This window comes from Pedobacter vanadiisoli, assembly GCF_042684385.1.
GTDB classification, from domain to species: Bacteria; Bacteroidota; Bacteroidia; order Sphingobacteriales; family Sphingobacteriaceae; genus Pedobacter; species Pedobacter vanadiisoli.
The window spans coordinates 435,260-461,624 of sequence record NZ_JBHULL010000009.1; the positions used below are offsets into that span (position 1 = coordinate 435,260).

Here is a 26,365-nt window from a genome sequence, read left to right on the forward strand (position 1 = left end):
AAAAACTAATTTCTATGAGAGGAAGATTTACATTCGTATTCTTCATTTACTGTCTCCTGGCTTTCCCGTTTGCTTTATTGGCACAAGACATTCCGGTTACAGGAAAGGTAACGGAGCAAAATGGCTCGCCATTGCCTGGCGTAACGGTTAAGTTAAATGGAACAACAAGAGCAGCATCGACTGATGCCAACGGTGTATTTACCATCCAGGCTCCGGTAGGGGCAAAGCTCACTGTTAATTTAATTGGCATGATTGCACAAACGGTAACTGTTCCGGCAGGAGGCCGCATTAATGTAACGCTGACAGCCGATTCAAAAGATCTGACGGAGGTAGTAGTGGTAGGTTACGGTACACAAAAGAAGAGTGTGGTAACCGGATCTATTTCGAGCGTTAAAGCCAAAGATTTAGAAAGTATGCCCATTAACAGGGTTGAACAGGCTTTACAAGGCAGGACATCTGGTTTAACTATTGCCAGTAGTAACGGACAGCCAGGTACTTCTTCTACCGTACGCGTAAGGGGATATACTTCTTTTGCTTCGGGTGGTAATAACGATCCGCTTTGGGTAGTGGATGGAGTAATTGTAGATAACGGCGGTATAGGTTACCTTAACCAGGCTGATATCGAATCTATCGAAGTGTTAAAAGATGCTGCCTCGCAGGCTATCTATGGTGCCAGGGCTGCTAACGGGGTAATTATTATTACTACCAAAAAAGGAAGAGCCGGCTTAATAAGTATAAATTATAACGGTTTTTATGGTACTTCTGCACCAGCCAAGAAACTCGATTTACTAAATGCCACCCAGTATGCTACCATCAGAAACGAATCGGCGGCTAACTCCGGGTTGCCCCAGCCATATGCAAATCCGGCTGCTTTAGGGGTAGGCACCAACTGGCAGGACCAGGTATTTAATGATGATGCCCGCCGCCAGACACACGAGTTCAGTGTTAGTGGAGGAAACGATAAATTTACCATCTACAGTTCGGTGGGTTACATTAAACAGGATGGTATTGTGGCCAGCCCGATTTCTAAATGGAACAGGGCAAACGTAAGGATCAATTCTACTTACAAACCTGCAAAATGGATTACTTTTGGCGAAAATTTAGGTTACAGCCACTCCGTAAACAGCAGTTTGGGTAATACCAACAGTGAGTTTGGCGGGCCATTAAGCTCGGCCATTAACCTCGATCCGATTACCCCGGTAATAGAAACCGATCCGGCTTTAATTGCCAAATCGCCTTACACTATTGCCAATACACTTAGAAACCCTGATGGATTCCCTTATGGTATTTCGCCTATTGTTGGTCAGGAAATGACTAACCCAATAGCTTACATGCAAACCCGCCTGGGTAACTACAGCTGGGACCACAACATTGTTGGTAATGCTTTTGCGGAAATTGAACCCATTGCCAATTTAAAATTCAGATCAAGTTTAGGTACTAAAGTAGCTTTTTATGGCGGTGATTCGTACACCCCGCTTTTTTACCTTAACTCTTCTTCTAAAAACGATAAAAAATCGTTCTACCGCGAAATTAATACGGTATTAAACTATAACTGGGAAAATACTTTAAGTTATTCGCGCAATTTTGGTAAACACCATGCTTTTATTATCCTGGGTCAGGGATACTATATGGATAACAATACCAGAAGTTTAAACACTACGTATCAGAATATCATTGCCAACAGCTTTTACGAGGCAAATTTAAATTATGATCCCGGAACGGCTAACAAACTTGTAGGTGGTGGCGATGGAACATTACATGTTGTAAACTCATTGTTTACCCGCGTTACCTACGATTACGATGAGAAATACCTGTTTACCGGTATTATCAGGCGTGATGGTTCATCGCGTTTTGGTACCAATAACCGTTTTGGTTATTTCCCTTCGTTCTCACTGGGCTGGGTGCCTTCAAAAGAGGCTTTCTGGAAAGAAAATGATATCGTGAATTTCTTAAAAATCCGCGGAGGTTATGGGGTTACCGGTAACGATGCTTTGGGCGATTTCAGGTACGTTTCATTGGTAAGCAGTGGCCGTAACTATACCTTCGGTACAACCGATCAAAGCATGATAGGCTGGAGCCCTGCCGCACTATCTAACCCCGATCTGAAATGGGAAGAAACCCGCCAGACCAACTTTGGTTTTGATGCAACCCTGTTTACCAATTTCACCTTATCGGCAGAGTACTTTAAAAAGAAAACCGTTGGGGTATTGCAAACACCTGATATTCCTCTATATGTGGGTGCAGCCGGAGGCCCGACACAAAACGTGGGCGATATGCAAAATACCGGTTTTGAGTTCGAACTTGGTTACCGCAAAAAAATCGGTGATTTTAACCTGGGTGTAAACGGAAATTTATCTTTCCTTAAAAACAAAGTGACCAAGTTATTGCCGGGTAAAACCTTTATCGAAGATAATGCGCAAAGCTTCCAAACCATGGGTAACTTTACCCGTACCGGCTTAGGCAGATCTTTCAACGAATACTATGGTTATGATATGCTGGGTATTTTTCAAACTCAGGCAGAAATTGATAGCTATGTTGGCCCGGCAGGTACCAAACTACAGCCTAATGCCAAACCCGGTGATATTAAGTTTGCGAACTTAAATGGCGATAATGAAATTAATTCGTCAGACAGAACGTATTTAGGCAGCCCAATTCCTAAATATACCTACGGTATTACCATTAACCTGGCTTATAAAAACTGGGATTTGGTGGCTTTTGGTAATGGTGTTGGCGGAAACCAGATTTTTCAGGGCTTACGCCGTTTAGATGTTACCTATGCAAACTGGCAAACCAAAATCTTAGATCGCTGGACGCCTTCTAATCCGTCTACTACCATGCCACGTATTGTAGAATCTGATCCAAACGGAAACTACATCAAATTCTCTAAACTATACCTGGAAAAAGGTGATTATTTCAGGTTAAAAACTTTACAGGTAGGTTATACCCTTCCTCAAAATATCTCGAAAAAAATTGGTGCACAAAAAGTCAGGGCTTACTTAATGAGCGAAAACTTATGGACCATTACCAAATACACAGGATATGATCCGGAAATCGGCGGAACGGTATTAGGGGTTGACCGTGGAGTTTACCCGCAGGCACGTTCATTTATGATTGGTTTAAATGTTGGATTTTAATAGTTGAACAATGAAAAAGAGTATTTTTTATATCGCGGCTTTGGCTGCTTCATCACAATTGTTTGTGTCTTGCAAAAAACAGTTGGATGTAAACCCAAGAGAACGCATTTTGGAGACTGGTTATTACAAAACACCTGCAGAAGCATTAACATCACTCATTTCGGTGTATGATGTGCTGGGAAATCAATCTTCAGGATACCTGACCAAAGTGAATATTTTATCGGCAGGTTCTGATGACCATTTTGCCGGAGGTGATTCACCATCTGATATCGGCGATTTACAAACCATCAATAACTACACCTTAACTTCTACCTCTGGGGCGGCCAGCCATTTATGGGGTAAGGGTTTTACCGGTGTTTACCGGGCAAATGTATTTTTGCAAAAGGTAAATGGTGCAGGTTTAGACGATGCCACCAAAACGCGCTACATTGCAGAGGTAAAAGCTTTAAGGGCAATCTATTATTTCGACCTGGTGAGGTTATTTAAGAATATTCCCTTATTAACCGATGTAGTTGAGCCTAGTGCCATGTTTGATGTATTACAGGTTCCCGCAGATCAGGTTTATGCTTTGATTGTTAAAGATCTATCAGAGGCTATTCCTAATTTGCCAACTACTGTTCCGATTGCTTCGCAAGGTGGCAGGCTTACTCAAGGTGCCGTACACGCAGTTTTGGGTAAAGTATATATGTGGCAGCAAAAGTGGACTGAAGCTGCGGCAGAATTTGCATTGGTAAACGGACCAACCCCCGGAGCGAGTACCTATGGCTATAAATTACTGCCTAACTTTGCCGATCTGTGGAACGTTAAAAATAAGTTCAATTCAGAATCGATTCTGGAAATTGTGTATAACACCACCTCTGATATGGGCTGGGGAACCGTTGGCAGCCGCGAAGGTAACGTTATGAGTATTTTGGTTGGCCCGCGTAACTATGTGCCGGTAAATGCCGCTTTGGCGCCCGATTATATTTCGGGCTGGAGTTTCCTGCCTTTTACTAAAGATTTCTTTGATCAGATTCATTACGATCCGAGGAATAAAGCAACTGTTGCCAATCTGGATAGTTTGGAAAAAGCAAATATTGTGACCTATAAACATGCAAATGCCAATACCGGATATTTTATAGAAAAATACGCCGGCCGTACTTCTACCAAAGCGGCCAGTGGCCAGTTAGAACTTAATTTTGGTCAGGATATGTACGAAATCCGTTTAGCCGATACCTATTTGTTAGAGGCAGAAGCCTTGCTGAAAAGTGGTGCAGGTGTTGGTGCCGGAACAAAAGCTTATGTGATGTTTAATGCAGTAAGGGCAAGGGTGGGCTTAAATCCGTTGCCGGTAACCATGGATAACATTATGCGCGAGCGCCGTTTGGAGCTTGCTGCAGAAGGACACCGCTGGTTTGACCTGGTACGTTGGGGCTTAGCGCCAACGGTATTAGCCGGTAAAGGTTTTAAAGCAGGCAGAAACGAAATCTTTCCAATTCCGGAAAGAGAACTGGCCAACTCTAAAATTTTACAAAGTAAAGAATGGGGTGGCACTAAATAAATTCCAGTCTGTATATCCTTAATGTTTAATTGTTACAGGAAGAAAGCCTGGCCTTTCTTCCTGTTTTTTACCAGATCATCTTTCTTATATGCTATTCACCAGGTCCTTTGGACTCTTATTGGGTTGTGCTTTTACTTTTTCGGTTACTGTTATGGCACAGGTACAGCCACAAGTGTGGTTAACTAAAGCCGATCGTACAGCCTTATTTACCCATCAAAATACAGGCCTAAGCCTGGCTACAACCAAAAATAAGCATCCTGTAATTGTTGTAAACGATAAAGAAACTTATCAGCGTATAGATGGTTTTGGCTATGCCTTAACCGGGGGCAGTGCACAGCATATTGTTAAAATGTCGGCACCAGCAAGGGCAGCACTGCTTAAAGAACTCTTTGCAACCAATGGCAATAACATTGGTGTGAGCTACATCAGATTAAGTATTGGGGCATCAGATTTAAATGAAAAAGTATTTTCTTACAACGATCTTCCTGAAGGCGAAACCGATTTGGAGCAGGCTAAATTTGATTTGGGCCCCGATAAAGCAGATGTTATTCCGGTAATGAAGGAGATCCTGGCTATTAACCCGAAGATTAAAGTTATGGGGTCGCCATGGTCTCCTCCCTTATGGATGAAAACAACATACGATGCCCGTGGCGGTATGCTGAAACCTGAATATTATAGCGCTTACGCTAAGTATTTTGTGCGATACGTACAGGAAATGCAGAAGGTTGGGATTCCGATCGATGCCATAACGGTGCAAAATGAACCCTTACATCCGGGCAATAACCCCAGTTTATTTATGGCCGCACCCGATCAGGCGCTTTTTGTAAAACAGTTTCTGGGGCCTGCTTTTGCTAAAGCCAATATTAAAACCAAAATTATTATTTACGATCATAATGCCGACAGGCCCGATTATCCAATCAGTATTTTAGATGATCCCGAAGCAAGGAAATACATTGCAGGTTCGGCCTTTCACCTCTATGGGGGTAAGATAGAGGCTTTAACCGATGTGCATAATGCCCATCCCGATAAAAACATCTATTTCTCCGAGCAGATGGTGGTTGAACAGCCCGATGCAGCAACCATCAATATTGTAAATCCGGTAAAGCGCTTAATTATTGGCGCTACACGTAACTGCAGCAAAAATGTTTTGGAATGGAACCTCGCTGCCGATCCTGAAAATAAGCCTTATACCGATAGAGGCGGTTGCTCCATGTGCCAGGGGGCAGTTACCATTAGTGGCGATAAGTATAGCCGTAACCTGGCTTACTTTTCCATTGCCCATGCTTCGAAATTTGTAAGGCCCGGCTCTATACGGGTGGCTTCTAACGAGCTGAACGGTTTGGCCAACGTTGCATTTAAAACACCCGAAGGTAAACATGTGCTTATTGTCGCCAATACCGGCAAAGAATCAGCGGCCTTTAACATCAGTCAGAACGGCAAAACGTACGCTGCAGCGCTCGATAAGGGTGCAGTAGCCACTTATATCTGGTAATTATCAATTGTTTAAACTATGTTTTTAAGAAAATCACTTCTATCTATTTTTCTGTTCAGCAGCATTTCGTTTACCGGTTTTAGTCAGGGTTTTTTAAAAGCATCGGGCACAAAAATTGTTGATGGCCAGGGCCAGAATGTATTGTTGCGTGGCATCGGCCTTGGAGGCTGGATGTTACAGGAAGGCTATATGCTAAAAATTAATAATGAGGCACAACAGTATCGTATCCGCGAAAGGATTGCCGATCTGATAGGGCCGAAGCAAACGCAGGAATTTTACGACGCCTGGCTGGCTAACCACATGCGTAAGATCGATGTCGACTCGATGAAACGCTGGGGATTTAATTCCATCCGCCTGCCTATGCATTATAATCTTTATACCCTGCCGGTAGATCAGGAACCCGTGGCCGGAAAAAATACCTGGCTCGAAAAAGGCTTTGCCTTGACCGATAGCTTACTCAACTGGTGTAAAGCCAATAAAATGTACCTCATTTTAGATCTGCATGCTGCACCGGGCGGGCAGGGTAACGATTTAAACATTGCCGACCGAGATCCGTCAAAACCCTACCTGTGGGATAGTGAGGCCAATCAGCAGAAAACCATTGCCCTGTGGCGAAAACTGGCCGAGCGCTATAAAAACGAACCTTACATCGGGGCCTACGATATTATAAATGAGCCAAACTATGGTTTCAGCAATCCGGGAGAAGATAAAAACGGTACCAAAGAAAAAGTAAATGCTCCTTTAAGAAAACTGATGGTAGAGATTACCAAAGCCATCCGTGAGGTAGACCAGCAACACCTGATTATTATTGAAGGTAATGGCTGGGGCAATAACTATAATAGCATTTTCCCATTGTGGGATAAAAACATGGCCTTAAGCTTTCATAAATACTGGAATTATAACGACCAGGCCTCAATAGCACATATTATCAAAGCCCGGGATGAGCAGCAAGTACCCGTTTGGCTTGGCGAAACAGGAGAGAACTCTAATGTCTGGTTTACCGATGCCATCCACCTTTTAGAAAAAAACAATATCGGCTGGTCGTGGTGGCCGTTAAAAAAAATCGGGTTCAATAACCCGATGGAAATTAAATCGAACCCCAATTACGATGCGCTGGTTAAATACCTGAACAATGGCGGTAATAAACCTAAAGATAGCAATGTGTATAGCGGACTAATGGAACTGGCCATTTATTCGAAGTTAGAAAACACCATCATTCATCGCGATGTAATCGATGCAATGATCCGTCAGCCTTTTAGTAACGAAACCAAACCTTTTAAAGCCCATTTAATTCAAAACAAAAGCATAGTATATGCGGTTGACTACGATTTGGGTAAAAATAGCTTTGCCTATTTCGATACCGATACGGCCGATTACCACACTTCAACCAATAAAAGATCGGTCGGAAACCGCGGCAGGATTTACCGCAATGATGGTGTTGACATTGCGAAAGATTCGCTTCAATATGAAAAATATTATGTAAACCACATCGAAAATGGTGAATGGTTGCAATACACAGTTAATGTTGTGCAGAAAGGTACTTATACCTTAAAAATAAATGCAGCAGCCGAAAATGCTGCCGGGCGAATTACAGTTTTAATCGACGGTAAAACCATTGCCAAAGAAGTAACGGTTCCAAATACCGGGGATGCAAAAAGATTCGCCACTTTCGAAATCAAAAATGTGCCTTTAAAAGCCGGGAAGCAAAAAATAAGGGTGCTGGCCGCTACCGGTGGCTATAATTTTAGCTATATTCAGTTTGTAAAATAAAAAACAGGTATCATCTTGAAAGGTATAAAACGAATCCTGGTTATATTAGGAGCGATGGCAGTAGTCATCATTATCCTTTCAAGGTGCATGAATGCGGCCGATCAGTTACCAAAAGACATCAGGGGCGAAGCTTATACCGGTGCCGCCACCTGTGTAAAATGCCATAAAGACATTGAGCAATCTTTTACCCATAATGCACATGGTTTAACGTCTAAACCAATAACCGAACAGCAATTGATACAGGTTTTTGCACCAGATTCGAATGTATTTAGCTACGATGGGCACCAGAAGGTAGTGATCGAAAAACGGGCAGGAGGCATTTTCCAGGTAGCCTATGTAGATGGAAAAGAAGTACGTGCCGAAAAGTTCGATATGGTATTTGGTTCGGGCGAGAAGGCTTATACCTACGCCTATTGGAAAGGCAAAAAGTTGTATGAGTTGCCACTTTCTTCTTTTTCGGCTATCCGGAACTGGGCCATCAGTCCGGGGTTCCCTAAACAAACCTTTTATTACGACCGGCCAATCGGTAGTCGTTGTTTAGAGTGCCATGCCTCATATGTAGACAAGAAAATAACCCAAACTTCGGGTGTTTCTACGGATGAGGAGATGGAGCGCGGCGCCTTGATTTATGGCATAGATTGCGAGCGTTGCCACGGGCCAGGCCGGCAACATGCAGTTTTTCACCTGGAAAATCCTGAAGAGAAAACGGCAAAATTCATCACCATTTATAAAACGCTGAGCAGGAAACAAAAGATGGATGCCTGCGGGGTATGTCACTCCGGAAATGCATTGGTTGCCCAAAAATCGGTTTTCGGTTTTCAGCCCGGCGATAATTTAGACGATTTTTATGCACAAGACTTTGCAGGCTTTGGCGGGGCCGATCCTGATGTGCATGGCAACCAGACCGAAATGCTGAAAGGAAGTAATTGCTACCGCAAAAGCAAAACCATGACCTGTCAGTCGTGCCACAGTACGCACGAAAACATCAAGGGTAATTTAAAGATTTACTCGCAACGTTGTATTAGTTGTCATCAGGATAGTAAACACAGCGAAGCTACGCTCGCAAAAGGATCGCTCAGCAACAATTGCATTGATTGTCACATGCCAAAAATACCTTCCAAACTCATCACTTTTCAACAGGCTGGTAAAGCTGATTTAAGTGCTTATTTACTGCGTTCACACCATATCGGCATTTATCCCGTTAATAAGTAAAACCATATCCTGTATTAAGAAATTGTCTATTGTCCGTTAAACGGACTTGGATTTCGTACATTTGGTTTCCATCTTAAAATTAGATAGTTGCCCGTATGCCTATAAAACTCTACTTAGCTTTATTCCTTCTTTTTTTCAGTACATCTATTTTTGCGCAGAATAAATTTAACCTTAGCGGAACCATCCGGGATGCAGCTACAGGTGAAACCCTGATCGGTGCTACTGTCAGGCTTTCTGGCACTTCTACTGCTGCAACCCTCACCAATAATTATGGTTATTTCGCTTTGAAACAGGTTGAGGGTACTTATACTCTGGCCATAAGTTATACAGGCTATGCCCCCGTGGTTAAAACCATTAATTTAACAAAAGATACCAAGTTAAACGAAGAGTTGAAAAGCGCGAACGATCTTGCTGAAGTAACCGTAAATGCCAATAACCGTAAAAACGAAAATGTAAAAAGTGCGCAAATGGGGCTCGAACGGATTGATATGAAAACGCTAAATACCATACCGGTGCTGCTGGGCGAAAAAGATATTTTGAAAACCATCCAGTTATTACCGGGTGTAAAATCTGGCGGGGAAGGGAATACCGGTTTTTATGTGCGTGGGGGAGCGGCCGATCAGAACCTGATTATACTCGATGAGGCGGTGGTGTACAACTCATCGCACCTGCTGGGTTTCTTTTCTACTTTTAATGCCGATGCGATTAAGGATGTGAGCCTGTACAAAGGTGGGATGCCTGCACAGTATGGTGGCAGGTTATCGTCTGTTTTAGATGTAAAAATGGATGATGGCAATAATAAAGAATTTAAGTTTCAGGGTGGTATAGGCTTAATTGCTTCGAGGGTTAAAGCAGAAGGCCCTATTGTTAAAGACCGCGGCTCATTTATGGTGAGTTTCCGACGCACTTATATCGATGCGTTTTTACGTTCTTCGCCAGATTCGTCCGTAAATGGAAGTACCCTTAATTTTTACGACATCAATGCCAAGGCGAATTATAAAATCAACGATAGGAATACCATTTACATTTCTGGTTATTTCGGTAAAGATAATATCGGCGTTAAAGACCTTTTTGAAAATAACTGGGGCAATGTTACCACCACTATCCGCTTAAACCATATTTTTAGCGACCGTTTATTTTCTAACACCTCCTTAATTTACAACAACTATAATTATACTGTAAGGTTGTTAAACGATGCCACAAACTTTAAGGCCACGTCATTGGTACGCGATTTTAACTTTAAAGAAGATTTTCAGTATTTCAGCAATAAACATACCCTTAGGTTTGGTGTAAATGCCACACAGCACCGTATTTCTCCTATTGATATCGACAGTGATAAATCTTCGCAGGTAAATTCGTTAACACAGGAAAGACGTTATGGCATAGAATCAGCAGCTTATATCTCCGACGAATGGGCGGTTAACGAACATTTAAATTTTTTATATGGTGTGCGTTTAGCTGCTTTTTCCCTAATGGGGCCAGGTAATTTTAGTAATTATGATGCGGACGGGAATATCACATCTACAGAGAATGTAGCCAAAGGGAAATTTTATAAAAGTTATTTTAACCTCGAGCCGCGTTTCTCGGTAAGCTATTTATTTAACGAACAGAACTCAATCAAAGCCTCTTACAACCGGAACACTCAAAATGTACATATTTTAACCAATGCTACTTCCAGCTCACCTACCGATCAGTATGTGTTGAGCAGCAATAACGTTAAGCCCGAAATTGCCGACCAGGTTGCTATAGGTTATTTTAAAAATATCGAGGATAACAATTACGAACTTTCAGGCGAGATTTATTACAAATGGCTACAAAACCAGATCGATTATAAAAATGCTGCAGAACTGCTGGCCAATTCGAATGTAGAGTCTGAGTTATTATATGGCGTTGGCCGCGCTTATGGAATGGAACTGTTCTTTAAGAAGAAATTTGGCAAACTGAATGGTTGGCTGGGGTATACCTTATCGCGCACTGAGCGTAAATTTACCGAGCTCAATAATGGAAGGTATTTTCCGGCAAGACAGGACCGTACACATGATATTTCGGTGGTGGGCATTTACAACATGAGCAAGCGTTGGACCTTCTCTTCGAGTTTTATTTACAGTACGGGTAATGCGGTAACTTACCCGGCAGGAAAATATAGTATTGGAGGCCAGATGGCTTATTATTATACCCAAAGAAATGCCGGCCGTATGCCTTATAATATGCGGTTGGATGTAAGCGCTACTTTAGAGGGTAAACCTGGAAAAAAATACCAGTCGAGCTGGAATTTCGGGATTTATAACTTATTGGGGCGGAAAAACCCTTATTCGATCGAGTTTATTACAGATCCGAACGACCCGACTAAAACAGCAGCACAGCAAACCTCTTTGTTTGGACTTATTCCGTCAATTACCTGGAACTTTAAATTTTAAAGCAATGAAAAAACTGATTATATCCCTTTCACTGTTCACTCTTTGTTTCACCGGATGCAAGAAAATTATTTCTATAGATACCGAGAATGCAGATCCCCAGATTGTAATTGAAGGAAAAATTAATGATCAGTTGATCGATCAGCAGATTAAGATCAGCAAAACCATTGGTTATACTGAAGCCAATGTGTTTCCAAAAATTTCCGGAGCAAGCGTTACCGTAACCGATAATAAGGGAAACACCTATGTTTTTAAAGAAGGTACAACGCCGGGAACTTATATCAATAAAATGAAAGGCGTACCTGGTGTTACCTATCATTTAAGTGTGGTCGCAGAAGGACAGACTTACACAGCCAGTTCGAAAATGCCTAATGTGGTTAAAATGGATTCGATTGGTGTAATTAAAAACTTTTTCTTTGGCAGAGAGCGCAAAACTGCTGCAGTATTTTTAAAAGATCCGGCCAACGAAACTAATTTTTATCATTTTAACCTTTATGTAAATGATGTGCTATCAGAACGGTTTTATGTAAGCAATGATCGTTTAACAAATGGTAATGACCTGAGGATACAGCTGTTTTTTAAGCCACCTACCAACGATCATGATAGTGACGAACTGAACTCCAACGATAAGATCAGGATAGAGATGGAGTGTATTGATTCGAATATTTTTGATTACTGGTATGCTTTGAGTCAACAATCCAACCGCGGACCAAACCAGGGCACCACGCCAGCCAACCCAACTTCCAATATTTCAAATCAGGCTTTGGGCTATTTTAGCGCTAATACTTATGAGGTACTTTCTGCAACGGTAAAATAATGCTTTAAGAGGTCAATTTACATTATCCAAAACACCTTAAAATATCTGCTGTTAAATAAACATGAAAGTATTTATAAGTGGCAACATTGCGCCAGTGGGAATAAAAGAACTGGAAGCAAACAATATTTCGATTACCCAATGGAAAGAAAACCGGCAGATCAGTCCGGCAGAGTTGATCGAAGCCTCTCAGGGTCAGGATGCATTAATCAGTGTTGGCCCAAACAAAATCAATGCCGAGTTTCTAAAAGCCTGTAGCCATTTAAAGGTTATAGCCCTGCATTCGGTAGGTTATGATAATGTTGATGTAGCGGCAGCAAAGGCATTGAATATTCCGGTTGGGAATACCCCTGGCGTGTTAAGTGCTGCTACTGCTGATACCGCTTTTTTATTGATGCTTGCTGTATCGAGAAAGGCCTTCTACATGCACAGGAAAATTATTAAAGGCGAATGGAAAAAATATGAGCCTGCAGCCGAGTTGGGTATTGAGATAAACGGCAAAACCCTGGGTATTTTCGGTCTTGGGAAAATTGGTATAGAAATGGCCAAAAAATGTATTGGCGCTTACAACATGCCGGTAATTTATCATAACCGTTCGCGTAACGAAGAGGCTGAACGAGCATTAGGTGCTAAATATGTATCTTTTGATGAACTTTTGGCTCAAAGTGATGTTCTTTCTATCCATACCGCGCTCACGCCTGAAACTAAAGATAAATTTACGCTTGGGGTGTTTAAGCAAATGAAACCCAATTCCATTTTTATCAATAGCGCAAGAGGAGGCATCCATAACGAAAAAGACCTGATCAAAGCCCTGGAAGAGAAAATAATCTGGGGAGCTGGTCTTGATGTAACCAATCCGGAACCTATGGATCCGGAAAATCCTTTGCTTTCTATGAAAAATGTAGCTGTTCTACCGCACATTGGTTCAGCCACCGAAGAAACCAGGGCCGCCATGGCACAGATTATTGTGAAGAATATTTTAGCGGGATTGAAAGGGCAAAAAATACCGTTTGAGGTGAAGTAAGCCGAAAGGCTATTGGTCGATAGTCAATGGTGCATAGTTAATGGCAGATAGACATCAGCCTATTCTTCATGGCTATGAACTATCAACCATTAACTAAATGCCCTTTCTATTTAACGGTATACTTCAACACCGATCGGCCTAAATTTCCATTGGCATCTATACCTTCTATAATTACTTTGTACTGGCCTTTGCCATCTGCATTATAGTACTCGAAAGAGGTATTTCCCGTAGCGTCGGTTACCACCTTAGGATTCCAGTAAATGGTGGTTCTTAAATCGTTGCGGTTCATGCTTGCAGGTACGTCGTATTTAGGCGAATAGAACTGTCTTTCTTTATTATAGCCCTGTGGTGAGAAAGTAAGCTCATAATATTTAGGCAGCATGTCCATTAACTGGGCTTTTGTAATTTTGGTTCCTTTAGGAGCTTTTTTCTGGTTAAATACAATTACACCATTTACATTGTTGGCACGGTTAACCAGGCCTAAATCGTCTCTTAAAAATACTTCAACCGATTCAATCTGGTTTGCATCTAAAGTATTGATCTGGTTTACATCCACGTTCATTCCGTTGATAAAAATACCCATTGGGATTCTTTTGCCCTGGTTATAATCCCTGCTCACATAGAAGTTATTATCAGCAAAAGTTACACCGGCCAGCATACCCTGTAAGCAATTGATCAAAAGCCCGCAGCCTTTTAAGCGATCGCCACTGATTTCGTGATCGGCCATTTGGCTCAAGCCAGTTAATGCCGGGTAATCCTTATGGCTAACTTTTGGTACCACCGCCCCTTTGATGTTTACATCTTTTAGGGTATGCAAATAAGCATACTGTTTTTTGCTGTTATCCAGGTAACTGGTTAAAGCACTATCAATGTTAAGAACTTCTTCAGCAGCGCTGAAGTTCCGGGTCAGTGTAGGAACCGGTGTACCGTTTAAGCTTAACGTCATATTCTTATAGTTCACGTTATATTTAGCCGTAATGGTCACTTTTGACGAATCGTTAAATACCAGGTTGGAAAATTTAAAATTCCCAACGGGGTCGGTAGTGCCTTCCAAATTGAAACGTTTATCGGGAATACTCAATAATAGCGCACCTTTTCTTACCGGAATGCCATTATTTTGACGCAGGATACCCGAAATTTCGATGCCCTGCTCTGGTAAGAAATCTATTTTAGGCAGTTTATTGGCAATAATATCAGTGTATTTAAAACTGCGGTAACCCTGGGTGAGTAATAGCACATCCAAATCGGCATTTTTCTTGGCATCTGGTGCATTAAAATAATAGTTGGCTTTTTCAATATAGCCTTTAACATCACTGCTCAATAACAGGCCTGTTAAAATGGTGCTGGTGGCATCCTCGCTAGATGGTACTTTAGTTTCATCAACAACTGAAACAGAAAAACTGCCTTCAACAGGAGCCCCGTCTTTTTTAGCTGCTACATTTATTTTTACCTTTTTCTTAACCCCATAAGTAGTTGCCGCAGTAGTTAAATTAATGGCCATGGTATTTTTTTGCTGTACAAAGACCAATCTTTCGCTCAATGGTTTGCCAAACTCATTAAACAAGGTAAATTGGGCAATTCCATTTGGAAATTTAGATTTAAGCACAGTGGTATTGTATTCTTTGTTTGACAGTGAAGTTTGCGCACCATAACAGATTACACCCTTGCTCTGCGCAATTAAATAAAGCTTTTTACCCTGATTCTGTTCAAAAAAAGCATCATTTGCAGCAATTTTTACCGCTATATTATCAGCACTGCTGTTGTCGATGTTTACTACAACACCGTTTGCCTGAACAGTTGGTAAGTTATAGGTCTGAGTAGTGCCATCGGCATAAGTAACCAGGGCTTTATAGGTTTTTCCGGTTTCGGCAGCTAAGTTGAAACTGCCCATGCCCAAATGCTGAGCGGCAAAGGTGGCCACCGTTTTGCCATCATTATCGGTAACGGTACCTTTAGAGCTGATGCCCAAACCGTCACTTTTAATGGCTTTAAAAGCAACTTTATTGGTTAAACCGGCAATTAAACTTCCCCCTTCCGGAAAAAATTGGAAATCTTTACTTAAGATAGCATTTTTTAATGAAAAGGTATTGCTGGCTACATCCTTATCAGTGGTATTTATGCTCGTAATAAGCTGGCCCTTTTGCAACTGATATTCGGCCTTTTGAGCATTGCTCATGGCGATGGTTAGATAACCATTGGCATCGGTTGTACCCCGGCCTTTAGCAATTACCGTATAACTGGTAATTACCTGCCAGCTTACATTTTTATTGGCATATGGTTTATTGTTGGCATCTTTAAACTGAACCCTCGCATCGATCTTTTCTAATTTATCAGTCGAGGTATTTTTATAGGTAATATGGGTTTTTACTTCTTTATCTATGGCTTCACCCACGTAAAAAGTTTTGTTAAAATAAGCTGGGTCATCACTGTTCAGCATCCATAAGGTATAGGCCCTGATGTGATAATTACCCTGTTTGTAATTTACCTGATCCAGAGGGAAGTTACCATAGGCAAAGCCACCTGTAATAGGTAATTTTAAGGTTTGGATGAGCGAATCATTCTGGTTGATTACGTCAACATAGATAATTTTACTGATTCCCGATAAGAAATTCTGATTTTCAGTAACGTAAGCTTTAAACCAAACGGTATCGGCCACCGCGTAATAAGGTTTGTCAAAATGAAGGTAAATTTTTTCGGCAGGGTAATCGCTTAAAACCTTATTGGTTTTGCTGATGATGGTATTTATGCTGATGGTATCGGTTTGGGCCAAGGAAGAGAAACTGAGCGCTGATAAGAGAGAAAGTATGATAAAAGATAGTCTAAAAATCTTCATGGATTGGTTATTAAATGCTATGCCCGTAAATATATCTAATTATAAAGAGAGCGCCTAAATTGTAGGAAGGTTTAACACTTTTTTACAAAAATATTAGTTCATTAGTTCACTGGTCACTGGTTTATTAGTTCATTGGTTCACTTGTCATTAGTCACTTGTCATTAGGTCATTAGTTCACTGGTCATTAGTTCACTGGTCATTAGTTCACTGGTCATTAGTTTATTTGTTTAAACCGCTAACTGTTCCGAAGGGTACCACGGATTTAGAAATAGAAGAAGTATCTGACTCGCTTTATAATCATTGAGTTATAAACTCAATCTCATTCAGCAATCCGTAGAGACGCTATGCTTAATTCTACGGACAATGTTTCAAATCGACTCAAAGGCCAAAGGCTCGCTTCTAAACAAAACAAGCCGCTAAAAAGCGGCTTGTTTAAGTATAATAGTGTTTGCCTGTTATTTAAACTCGATTAAGAATTCTTCTTTCGGAACACGTACCTTTTTAAGGTTAACCAACCAATCGCCTTCCTCGTCTCTGTGACCTAAAGGCAATAGGGTAACGCTTCTTAAACCTTTTTTATCTAAACCTAAAAGTTCATCCAAAGCAGGTCCGTTAAAACCTTCCATTGGGGTCGCATCTACCTTTAACACAGCTGCTTCTGCAATGGCAATACCGAAAGCAATATAAGCCTGACGTGCAGCATGGTTAAAATTTTCTTCTGCAGTCCTTGGTAAAAGGATACTTTTAAGTCGTTTTTTATAATCATCAGTGGTATTTAGGGGTAAACCACGCTCTGCATTCATCCTGTCGAAAATTGCATCAATACCTTCTTCTGTATAGTTTTCGTTTGCAGCGAAAATTAACAGGTGCGATGAATCGATAATCTGCGATTGGTTAGAAGCAATCGGCGCAATTTTCTCTTTTAATTCCTGGTTGGTTACCACGATTACTTTAAAAGGCTGTAAACCTGATGAAGTAGGCGCCAGGTGTGCAGCAGCTATAATTTTATCTACTTTTTCCTGTTCAACAGGCTGTCCATTCATTTTTTTAACGGCATAACGCCAGTTTAGGGCATCTATTAAGCTCATATTTTTGAAGATTTTTTTTAAATTCTATGTAGCAAATATGGAAATAAGGAATAAACCTATTGTTGATGTATGGTAAGAAAGCAAAATTGCGGGTAAGCTGGTATTCACTTGCATTAAGCTTACATTTCTTATATGGTTAATGTTGTTCCACTATTAGAAAGAAAATGAGTGGCTTGTGGTTCTTGGCGGCATGCAGTCCCGCTTTCGCTTATAGTCCTCGCTACGCTGCGGGCTATTCCGCTCAATCGGGTTTAGGAACAAGGGTTTCTGCATCCTGCAACCCCCAATATGAAATACTGCTGTTGCCACCTAGCCCCGGATGAAGCGTTACCCTGCAGCAACGAGGCATGAGGCAGCGAAGCGTAAAAGCGTAAAAACGGGAGGGAATTTAGTGGGTATTACAGACTTTGCGCTCCAAATATAAAAACCGTTTACCACAAGAAACCATTGGTTATTCCCATTGCTATGGTTCATGTCCTCAGGTACTGTAAACCGTTATTAAATTCTAGGGAACAAACCTTAAATCACTTCGCACCGGAAAGTGATCGGATAATTTTGCACGTGTAATTTTGTAGTTCAATACTTCCAGCTCTTTTGATGTGGCGATATAATCGATCTGGAAATTCGGAAATTTGCCGTTATAGGTTTTGCCGAAGCCATTTCCCTTTTTTATGAAACTGTTATTCAACCCGGCAGTAATCTGAGTAACCACGTATGATGCCGGTGTATCGTTAAAATCGCCGGCAATAAGATATGGTGTGGTACAGGAGGCCATTTCTTTTTTCATAATATCAACCTGACCGCTGCGTTTCAGAAAAGCATTTTTTAGCATGCTTAAGATTCGTTTGGATGGTTTTAGCTCCGTATTCATTTCTTTTACCTTATCCAGGTATTCATAATCCTGTTTTTCGAAAGAAATAGACTGGAAATGCACATTGTATATCCGCAGGGTTTTCCCTTTGATGTTTAAATCGGCATAAATGCTCATGTTACCGGGATAGCCGGTAACAAATGGGATTTTACCTGTGTTTTTAATGGGAAATTTAGAAAATATAGCCAAACCAGTGGCTTCGTAATCGTTTTTATTGGTGGGTACGAAATAATAATATTTGGTGTTTAACAATACTTTTAAGCTGTCTACCGTGTCGAATGCACCTTTGTAACGTGTAAAAAACTCCTGAAAACAGATAATGTCAGGGTTTTGTTCTTTTACTACCTGCAGCATTTTTTCCTTTACCGATTCGGTATTGTCTTCGCCGTAAAGTTTAAAACTATGTACATTGTAGGTCATCATCCTGATGCTGTTATCGGCTTTTTCAACCGGGCCTTCATCACCACCGATGGCAAAAGTTGCCTTTAACGTTTTACCTCCAATAACAATAACCAAAATAGTAGCGATTGCGAAAATCCATTTTTTGCTTAAAAACCACCAGATCAGGAAAATAATATTACCGAAGAGTACGAAGGGGTAGGCCAGGCCAAAAAATGCAATTAATGCATGTTTACGTGGATCCATGTTTCCGGCAAGCACTCCCAAAAGCAAGGCTATAGCCAGTGCAACTGCCATGGGCAGGAGGAGTTTATCCAAAAAACTGTACTTCTTCTTTTTTTTTGCCATTAATCTTTACTTGCCTTAAACAGTTTTTCTTTTTCTGCCGCGGTTAATTTATCATATCCCGAAGTAGATATTTTATCTAAGATGGCATCAATTTCCTGTTGCGAAACCCCACCTTTAAAGGCTGGCTTTTTAACCGGTTTTTCGTTGCGTACCACTTTTAGTTTTGGTTTGCGCTCAAAAAGCTTGCTCCAGTCGCTTCCGCTTTGCAGGCGTTTAATAAAAACAAAACCCACCAGGGCACCGCCTATATGTGCTAAACTGCCACCTGCATTTACCGAACCGATGGCTGGAAAATCAAGAATAAAATATACAATGGCAATCCATTTTATTTTAACCTCACCAAAAATAAAGAGCACAATGGTGTAATTGGGTACCAATGTTGCTGCAGCAAAAATGATGGCCATTACCGCTGCCGAAGCGCCCACAATGGTAACACCTGTTAAACCTGAGGCATAAACCGGGAACAGGTTTAACACCGCAACTGCAAATAAACCACCAAATATGCCTCCGGTCAGGTACACAAAATGGAACTGCCTGCTTTTTAAGAAATTCATGAATATGTTTCCGAACCAGAACAATCCGAGCATATTAAACAAGATATGAAGAATCCCATCATGAATAAACATGTAAGTGAATACGGTATAAAAGCGTTCCGGTAATCTGGAAATGTTTACGGGCAAACCTACATACTCGCTAACCAACGGATCGATCAAATTGCCTTTACCACTTAACCAGGTAAATATCCCAGTAACTGCGATAATCAGAAACAAGAGCACGTTTATGCCAATGTAAAAGAATATTGGGTTGCCAGATTGAAAAACCTTGTATTTTAAATCTTTGAAAGTATTATTCATAGAGTGTATAAAATGTATCGTTTTTATCTTTCCATAATTTAACGAGTATAAAGCCAATTAAAGCACCGCCCAGGTGAGCATAATGTGCAACAGAATCGCCTTCAAACTGCGCAACACCCAAAGATAACTCTACTAAAATATAAATGGGTATAATATACTTTGCTTTTACCGGAACCGGGATAAACATAATGAGTAATTCGGCATTGGGATAAAGCATGCCAAAGGCAACCAATAAGCCAAAAATAGCACCCGAAGCCCCAACCATACCGCCAAAATAGATGCTAAATAATGTTTTTATCTGGGTAGGTGAAGATTCTGTGGCATTGTATAAGTTGTTTAAATCTAATTTATCGCCGGCCGTAAAAGTCCCTAATATCTGGTGAACTTCAAAAGCCTGTACTGCCCATTGCAGGAACAGGGCGCCGAGGCCTGTGATGAAATAAAATATGATAAACTTTTTTGCACCCCATCTCGATTCCAGGATGCTTCCAAAAGAATACAATGCAAACATATTGAAAAAGATATGAGCTATACCGCCATGCATAAACATATAGGTTATGGGCTGCCATATTTCGAATTTTGGCGAATCAAAATAATACACTGCCAAAATATTATCCAGGTGAAGGTTGGTTAATAAATAAGTTGCCGCGTAAAATAAAACATTAATAATTAGCAGGTTTTTTACTACCGGTGGAATATATATGTTGTTCATTTAAATTTTAAAAATGGGTTAATGTTTAAACTGGCTCATTGGTTCATTAGTCATTGGTTCATTAGTCATTAGTTCATTGGGTTAATTGTCTCAAAACTCTCAGCTCCAAACTCCCAACTTTCAGTCCTCTCTCCGGACTTACGACTCTCGACTTAAAACTCATAAACCCGGCTACAAGTGCCTAACTCTTCTCAAACTTTTTATCCAGCTCTGCTAAAGTAATGGTTTGTATAATCGGTTTTCCACTCACACTAAAGTTAGGGGTTTTGCAGGCAAAAAGTTCATCAATCAGCGTATTCATTTCTTCCTGCCCAAGGCTTGTACCGGCTTTAATGGCGCTATTTTTTGCCAGACTTCTGGCCAGGCTATCGCGTTTGCTTAATTTTAACTCCTGCTGCGAGTTTTTAAAGCCTTCAATCAACTGTTCAAATAATTGTGTTTCGTTAATATTACTGCTGCCCAGATCAACCGGAACACCTTCTACTACCAACGTGTTTTTCCCGAATTCGCGTACATCGAAGCCCAAACTTTTTATATCATCCAGCAAACTTTTGGCCAGTTCGAAATCGTTGGCATTAAGCGTAATGGTTTGTGGAAACAAACTCTGCTGCGATGCGCCTTTTCTATCCTCAAGATGTACGAGAAAACGCTCGTAAAGGATCCGCTCATGTGCCATTTGTTGATCGATCACCATCAATCCCGACTTAATCTGCGAAACAATATACCTGTTGTGCAATTGCATGTATTGTTTCTGCTTGGTTTCTAAAACCGTTTCGTCTGCGTAAATAGAGGTTTGCTCTACCACAGGCTGCTCTGTTATTTCATATAAAGAACCCCAGTTTTTTGTACTTGGTTTTGCTTCATAATTTCTTGGCGATGAAGCATAACTGTTTGCAACGCTTTTATCGCTGGCAAAAGGGTTAAAATCAGGGTTGAAATTGATACTCGGCGGAACAATATCTTCGACCGCTTTTTGGGTAATCATATTGCTAAAGCCCGTTTCCTGGTCAAAATCAAGGCTAGGGGCAATATTGTAACGGCCTATAGAACGTTTTACCGCCGATTTAAGGATCGCATAAATGGATTTTTCATCCAGGTATTTGATCTCCGTTTTGGTCGGGTGAACGTTTACATCAATTTTTGAAGGGTCGATCTCAATAAACAGCACGTAAAGGGGGTAACTATCATCAGGTAATAACTCCTCAAAGGCCGAACTTACGGCATGGTTTAAATAAGGATCTTTAATAAAACGGTTGTTTACAAAAAAGAACTGTTCGCCCCTGGTTTTTTTTGCAAAAGCAGGTTTGCCGATATAACCTTTAAGGTTAATAATAGTGGTTTCCTCTTCAACCGGAACCAGGCGTTCGTTATAGTTATTACCAAAAAGGTGCACAATGCGTTGCTTTAAATTACCTTTTGGCAGGTTAAAAATCTCTACTCCATCGTGGTGCAAACTAAAAAATACACCCGGATGTGCCAGGGCTACCCGTTGAAACTCGTCTAAAATATGGCGCATTTCTACAGGATTGCTTTTCAGGAAATTTCTTCTTGCAGGGGTATTAAAAAACAGGTTTTTAATCGAAATCTGTGTTCCGGCAGCTGTAGCTACAGGTTCCTGGTTGATTACCTGTGCCCCTTCGATAGAAATACAGGTGCCAATTTCGTCCTCGTGCCTGCGCGTTTTCATTTCTACCTGTGCAATTGCCGCGATAGAAGCCATGGCCTCGCCACGGAAGCCCATGGTGCGGATGGCAAATAAATCTTCGGCCTTTTTTACTTTTGAAGTGGCATGCCGCTCAAAACACATTCTTGCATCGGTAACACTCATTCCACAACCATTATCAATGATCTGAATCAGCGCCTTACCGGCATCTTTTACTACCAGTTGAATTTTATCTGCGCCGGCATCTATCGAATTTTCGAGCAATTCCTTCACCGCAGAGGCAGGTCGTTGAACAACTTCTCCGGCAGCAATCTGATTGGCAACAGCATCAGGCAATAAGTGAATAATATCAGTCATGTATTAAGGCAAAGTGAATTCGCTAAATTATGCAAAATAAGCTTAATGAACCCCGTTTGTTTAAAACTCAACTCATAAATGACTGTAGGTAAATAGAATTAATTGCTTCTGCTGGTTTTATTTACACCAGTTGCCATTCTGGACGGAGTAGAATGATTTATGGCTAAACAGAATTAATTCTTTATGCTTAAATTTCTTGTTTTCTTTTTTTGAAAAGCAAGGCATAGTGTCAATCGGTTCCGGTAGTCCTGCTGTACAGGGTGGCTATTCTTAGCGGTGCCATTTAAAAACCAAGGGCACAAATCCTTTCTGTAAAGTTGAATTTACAAAGGCAAATGCTTTCAATTTTCTATCTTTATCGATATGAAATCCATTCTCTACAGCCTTTTTCTGGCTTTGCTGTTTACTTCCTGCACTAAAAAAGAAGAAGTTGATGTAATTGTTTATAATGCTAAAGTTTATACTGTTAATAGTAAGTTTGATACGGTTGAGGCTTTCGCGGTAAAAAATGGAAAAATCCTGGAGCTGGGTAATAGTAAAGAGATAAAAGGGAAATATACCTCCAAAGAGGAAATCAATGCAGAGGGTAAAGCCGTTTATCCTGGTTTTATCGATGCACATGCTCATTTTTATGGCTATGGGCAAAGTTTACAGACAGCTGATTTAAGGGAAACAAAATCCTGGGATGAAGTGCTTGCCCGTTTAACTGCTTTCGCCAAAACCCATCCCGATGGTTGGCTGATCGGTAACGGCTGGGATCAAAACGATTGGGCAGATAAGGCGTTTCCGACAAACGAAAAACTGACGGCGCTTTTTCCTGATCGCCCGGTATTCCTGAATCGTATTGACGGCCACGCCGCCATTGCCAACCAAAAAGCATTGGATGATGCAGGCATTAAAGGCGAGCAAAAACTGGTAGGGGGTGATATGCTTAGTCAAAATGGAAAACTTACCGGGGTTTTAATCGATAACGCTGTAGCTTTGGTAGAGCGTAAAATGCCGTCGCCAGATGCCAAACTCGCCGAAAAAATATTTACAGATGCGCAGAAAAACTGCTTCGCCGCTGGGTTGACCACCATTGACGACTGTGGTTTAAGTTATTTAGCGGTTGATTTTATTGAAAAACTGCAGAAAGAGAAAAAACTTAAAATGAGGCTGTATGTCATGCTTTCTGACGAGCCTGATAATTATAAATATTTATTTAATCGTGGCCCGATTAAAACAGACCGCTTAAATGTGAGGTCGTTTAAAGTTTATGCCGATGGTGCTTTAGGATCACGTGGTGCCTGTTTAATTCATCCCTACAGCGATATGCCAAATAAAACCGGTTTTTTGCTGAGCAATCAAAAACATTTTGAAGAAGTGGCAAAAAAAATAGCAGCCAACCATTTTCAGATGTGTACCCATGCCATTGGCGATTCTGCCAACCGCGTAATCCTGAATATTTATAATAAAATTTTAAAAGGTAAAAACGATCAGCGCTGGCGTATTGAACATGCACAGGTCGTTAATGCTAATGATTTTGACCTTTTCGGTAAGGCCAATATTATCCCTTCTGTTCAACCTACACATGCTACTTCAGATATGTATTGGGCTGGCGACCGTTTAGGTGCAGAAAGGTTGAAAAGTGCTTATGCTTACAAACAATTGTTAAAACAAAATGGTTGGATTCCTTTAGGAACCGATTTCCCGGTAGAAAACATTAATCCATTATTAACGTTTTATGCTGCAACAGTGAGAGAAGATGCAAAAGGTTTTCCAAAAGGTGGCTTTCAGATGGAAAATGCCTTAACACCCGAAGAAGCCTTGCGGGGAATGACCATTTGGGCTGCCAAAGCCAATTTTGAGGAAGAAGAAAAAGGAAGTTTGGAGAAAGGGAAATTAGCCGATTTTGTTATCCTCGATCATGATATTTTAAAATCAACACCACAGAACGTATTAAAAACAAAAGTCTTAAAAACCTATTTGAACGGAGAAAAAGTATATGAAGCGAAATAGATTATATATCCTTGCTGCAGCGAGTTTTTTTAATGTTTTATGTTTAATGGCCTGCGCACAGGAGCATGCCACGAACGAGAAAAAACTTTCCATTGCCAATGCCATTTCGAATACCACCGTATTATTAAATAACCAGGATGCTATTGTTCCGCTAAAATCGCTTGAAAAGAAAAATATTGCTTCTGTTAGCCTGAGTTTTGCCTACAGTAATGTATTTGATAGTTTGGCCAATAAATATGATAAAATTACTTCATTTTCTGCCGATTCTTATAAAGACAGTGTAAACCTGAACGATCTGGAAGACGATTTAAAATATTTCAACACCGTTTTAATCAGCATTGATGATCAGAATGTAAATAAAGCTAAATACATTAATTTTATTAACAGTATCAGTAAGAATAAGCAGGTAATTATTTCTTTTTTCGGAAACGGACCTGGTTTGAAATCATTTGATCTGTTGCAGTCGCCGATTATATGGACCGCACAGAACAATGCCGATGCCGCTGCGATTGTTCCGCAGTATATTTTTGGGGGCATTGCTGCTGTGAATAAGCTAACTGCAACTTTTTCTGCACGTTATACTATGGGATCTGGTTTTGTTACCACTGCCACCCGCTTAAAATATACCGTACCGGAAGATGCAGGCATCAACTCCAACAACTTAAAAGAAATTGATGCCATTGCTTTCGAAGCAATCAGTCAGAAAGCAACTCCCGGGTTGGTGGTGCTGGTAGCTAAAGATGGTAAGGTAATTTTTAACAAAGCTTATGGCACACATACCTACGATACCAACGTGCCTGATAAGGTAACCGATATTTTCGATCTGGCTTCCGTAACGAAAGTAACTGCAACTACGCCAGCGGTTATGCGTTTGTTTGAAGAAGGAAAATTAAAACTGGATACCAATATCGGGGCATATATTCCGAAGGCGCGTACCACCCCCATGAATAATATTCAGATCCGCGAGGTCATGCTGCACCAGGCTGGTTTTATTCCCTATATTCCTTTTCACGATTATGTGAAAACCGGCGATTACAGCAGGGATTCATCAGCTGCCTTCCCAACCAAGGTGGCCGATAACTATTACATCAAAAAAGGCTTTTTTAAGGATTTTATGTGGCCCAAAATGCTTAATTCGCCCATTAAAACCCGCGGTAGGTATGTGTACAGCGATATCAGCATGTATGTGATGAAAGATATTGTAGAGCACATTAGCGAAGAACCTTTAAACCAGTATACGTACGAAAATTTCTATAAACCCCTGGGCATGCAAACTGCAGGTTTCCTGCCGCGCAACCGGTTTAAACCCGAGCAGATAATTCCGACTGAAGATGATAAATATTTTAGAAAAACCTTACTTGTAGGTTATGTTCACGATCAGGGAGCAGCTTTGGCCGGAGGAGTTTCAGGGCATGCCGGTTTATTTGCCAGTGCGAACGATCTGGCCATTATTTACCAGATGCTGTTAAACCGGGGAACCTACGGCGGAGAAACCTATTTCAAAAGCACTACAGTTGATATGTTTACTTCAAAGCAGTCGGATGTAAGCCGTAGGGGATTGGGTTTCGACCGTTGGGATCCTGATAGCACCAAACATTATCCTTCTGATCTGGCTTCGCCACAAACTTATGGGCATACAGGGTATACCGGAACCTGTGTTTGGGTAGACCCATCGCGGGGTTTAGTTTATATATTCCTGTCAAACCGGGTTAACCCAACGGTTACCGATAAACTTTCTAACCTGAAAATAAGGGGGAGAATACAGGATGTGGTGAATAAAGCGATAGATGAATCGAAGAAATAGCAGGCATAAGTCTAATTATTATTTGTAAATTGAGTACA

Annotated in this window: 16 protein-coding genes; 10 read left to right on the forward strand and 6 right to left on the reverse strand. The window is 41.0% G+C overall.

Going from position 1 to position 26,365, the window contains the following annotated elements:
* Positions 1–14 precede the first annotated feature (14 nt).
* The 8 genes from ACFSR6_RS13010 (at position 15) to ACFSR6_RS13045 (ending at position 13,400) form a co-directional block, all read left to right on the forward strand.
* Positions 15–3,134: a SusC/RagA family TonB-linked outer membrane protein gene (locus ACFSR6_RS13010; protein ID WP_379079576.1), complete on the forward strand. Its 3,120-nt coding sequence runs from the start codon at positions 15–17 to the stop codon at positions 3,132–3,134.
* 10 nt (positions 3,135–3,144) lie between these two features.
* The gene (locus ACFSR6_RS13015; protein ID WP_379079578.1) at positions 3,145–4,674 is read left to right on the forward strand and encodes a RagB/SusD family nutrient uptake outer membrane protein; all 1,530 of its coding nucleotides are present in this window, start codon (positions 3,145–3,147) and stop codon (positions 4,672–4,674) included.
* Positions 4,675–4,762: 88 nt separating this feature from the next.
* Positions 4,763–6,166 (forward strand): glycoside hydrolase family 30 protein, encoded by a 1,404-nt coding sequence (locus tag ACFSR6_RS13020; RefSeq protein WP_379079580.1) that lies wholly within the window; start codon positions 4,763–4,765, stop codon positions 6,164–6,166.
* Positions 6,167–6,184: 18 nt separating this feature from the next.
* A complete protein-coding gene (locus ACFSR6_RS13025; RefSeq protein ID WP_379079581.1) occupies positions 6,185–7,936 on the forward strand; it encodes a cellulase family glycosylhydrolase in 1,752 nt (583 codons plus the stop codon).
* 54 nt (positions 7,937–7,990) lie between these two features.
* Entirely contained in the window at positions 7,991–9,148 is a 1,158-nt protein-coding gene (locus tag ACFSR6_RS13030; RefSeq protein WP_379079583.1) for a multiheme c-type cytochrome, read from the forward strand.
* A gap of 95 nt (positions 9,149–9,243) precedes the next feature.
* A complete protein-coding gene (locus ACFSR6_RS13035) occupies positions 9,244–11,565 on the forward strand; it encodes a TonB-dependent receptor (protein WP_379079585.1) in 2,322 nt (773 codons plus the stop codon).
* A gap of 4 nt (positions 11,566–11,569) precedes the next feature.
* Complete coding sequence (locus tag ACFSR6_RS13040; RefSeq protein WP_379079587.1) at positions 11,570–12,379, forward strand: DUF4249 domain-containing protein; 810 nt, start codon at positions 11,570–11,572, stop codon at positions 12,377–12,379.
* Between the two features lie 61 nt (positions 12,380–12,440).
* Positions 12,441–13,400, forward strand: a complete 960-nt coding sequence (locus ACFSR6_RS13045) for a 2-hydroxyacid dehydrogenase (protein WP_379079589.1) — start codon at positions 12,441–12,443, stop codon at positions 13,398–13,400.
* Between the two features lie 106 nt (positions 13,401–13,506).
* Here ACFSR6_RS13045 and ACFSR6_RS13050 read toward each other — a convergent pair whose 3' ends face one another.
* The 6 genes from ACFSR6_RS13050 to mutL all read right to left on the reverse strand — a co-directional run bounded on the left by ACFSR6_RS13050 (position 13,507) and on the right by mutL (position 22,525).
* Positions 13,507–16,233: a carboxypeptidase regulatory-like domain-containing protein gene (locus ACFSR6_RS13050; RefSeq protein ID WP_379079591.1), complete on the reverse strand. Its 2,727-nt coding sequence runs from the start codon at positions 16,231–16,233 to the stop codon at positions 13,507–13,509.
* 455 nt (positions 16,234–16,688) lie between these two features.
* Positions 16,689–17,321 carry a nitroreductase family protein gene (locus ACFSR6_RS13055; RefSeq protein WP_379079593.1) on the reverse strand — a complete coding sequence of 211 codons (633 nt, stop codon included), beginning with the start codon at positions 17,319–17,321 and terminating at the stop codon, positions 16,689–16,691.
* A 505-nt stretch (positions 17,322–17,826) separates the two neighbouring features.
* Complete coding sequence (locus ACFSR6_RS13060; protein ID WP_379079595.1) at positions 17,827–18,939, reverse strand: endonuclease/exonuclease/phosphatase family protein; 1,113 nt, start codon at positions 18,937–18,939, stop codon at positions 17,827–17,829.
* Complete coding sequence (locus ACFSR6_RS13065; protein ID WP_379079597.1) at positions 18,939–19,793, reverse strand: rhomboid family intramembrane serine protease; 855 nt, start codon at positions 19,791–19,793, stop codon at positions 18,939–18,941. Before ACFSR6_RS13065 ends, ACFSR6_RS13060 begins: the two co-directional genes overlap by 1 nt.
* Complete coding sequence (locus ACFSR6_RS13070; protein WP_379079599.1) at positions 19,786–20,505, reverse strand: rhomboid family intramembrane serine protease; 720 nt, start codon at positions 20,503–20,505, stop codon at positions 19,786–19,788. The genes ACFSR6_RS13065 and ACFSR6_RS13070 overlap by 8 nt, the downstream gene beginning before the upstream one ends.
* Positions 20,506–20,686: 181 nt before the next feature.
* Complete coding sequence (gene mutL / locus ACFSR6_RS13075; protein WP_379079601.1) at positions 20,687–22,525, reverse strand: DNA mismatch repair endonuclease MutL; 1,839 nt, start codon at positions 22,523–22,525, stop codon at positions 20,687–20,689.
* A 363-nt stretch (positions 22,526–22,888) separates the two neighbouring features.
* Here mutL and ACFSR6_RS13080 point away from each other — a divergent pair, with 363 nt between their 5' ends.
* Positions 22,889–24,523 carry an amidohydrolase gene (locus tag ACFSR6_RS13080; protein WP_379079603.1) on the forward strand — a complete coding sequence of 545 codons (1,635 nt, stop codon included), beginning with the start codon at positions 22,889–22,891 and terminating at the stop codon, positions 24,521–24,523.
* The gene (locus ACFSR6_RS13085; RefSeq protein WP_379079605.1) at positions 24,510–26,327 is read left to right on the forward strand and encodes a serine hydrolase domain-containing protein; all 1,818 of its coding nucleotides are present in this window, start codon (positions 24,510–24,512) and stop codon (positions 26,325–26,327) included. The genes ACFSR6_RS13080 and ACFSR6_RS13085 overlap by 14 nt, the downstream gene beginning before the upstream one ends.
* The last annotated feature ends 38 nt before the right edge of the window (positions 26,328–26,365 follow it).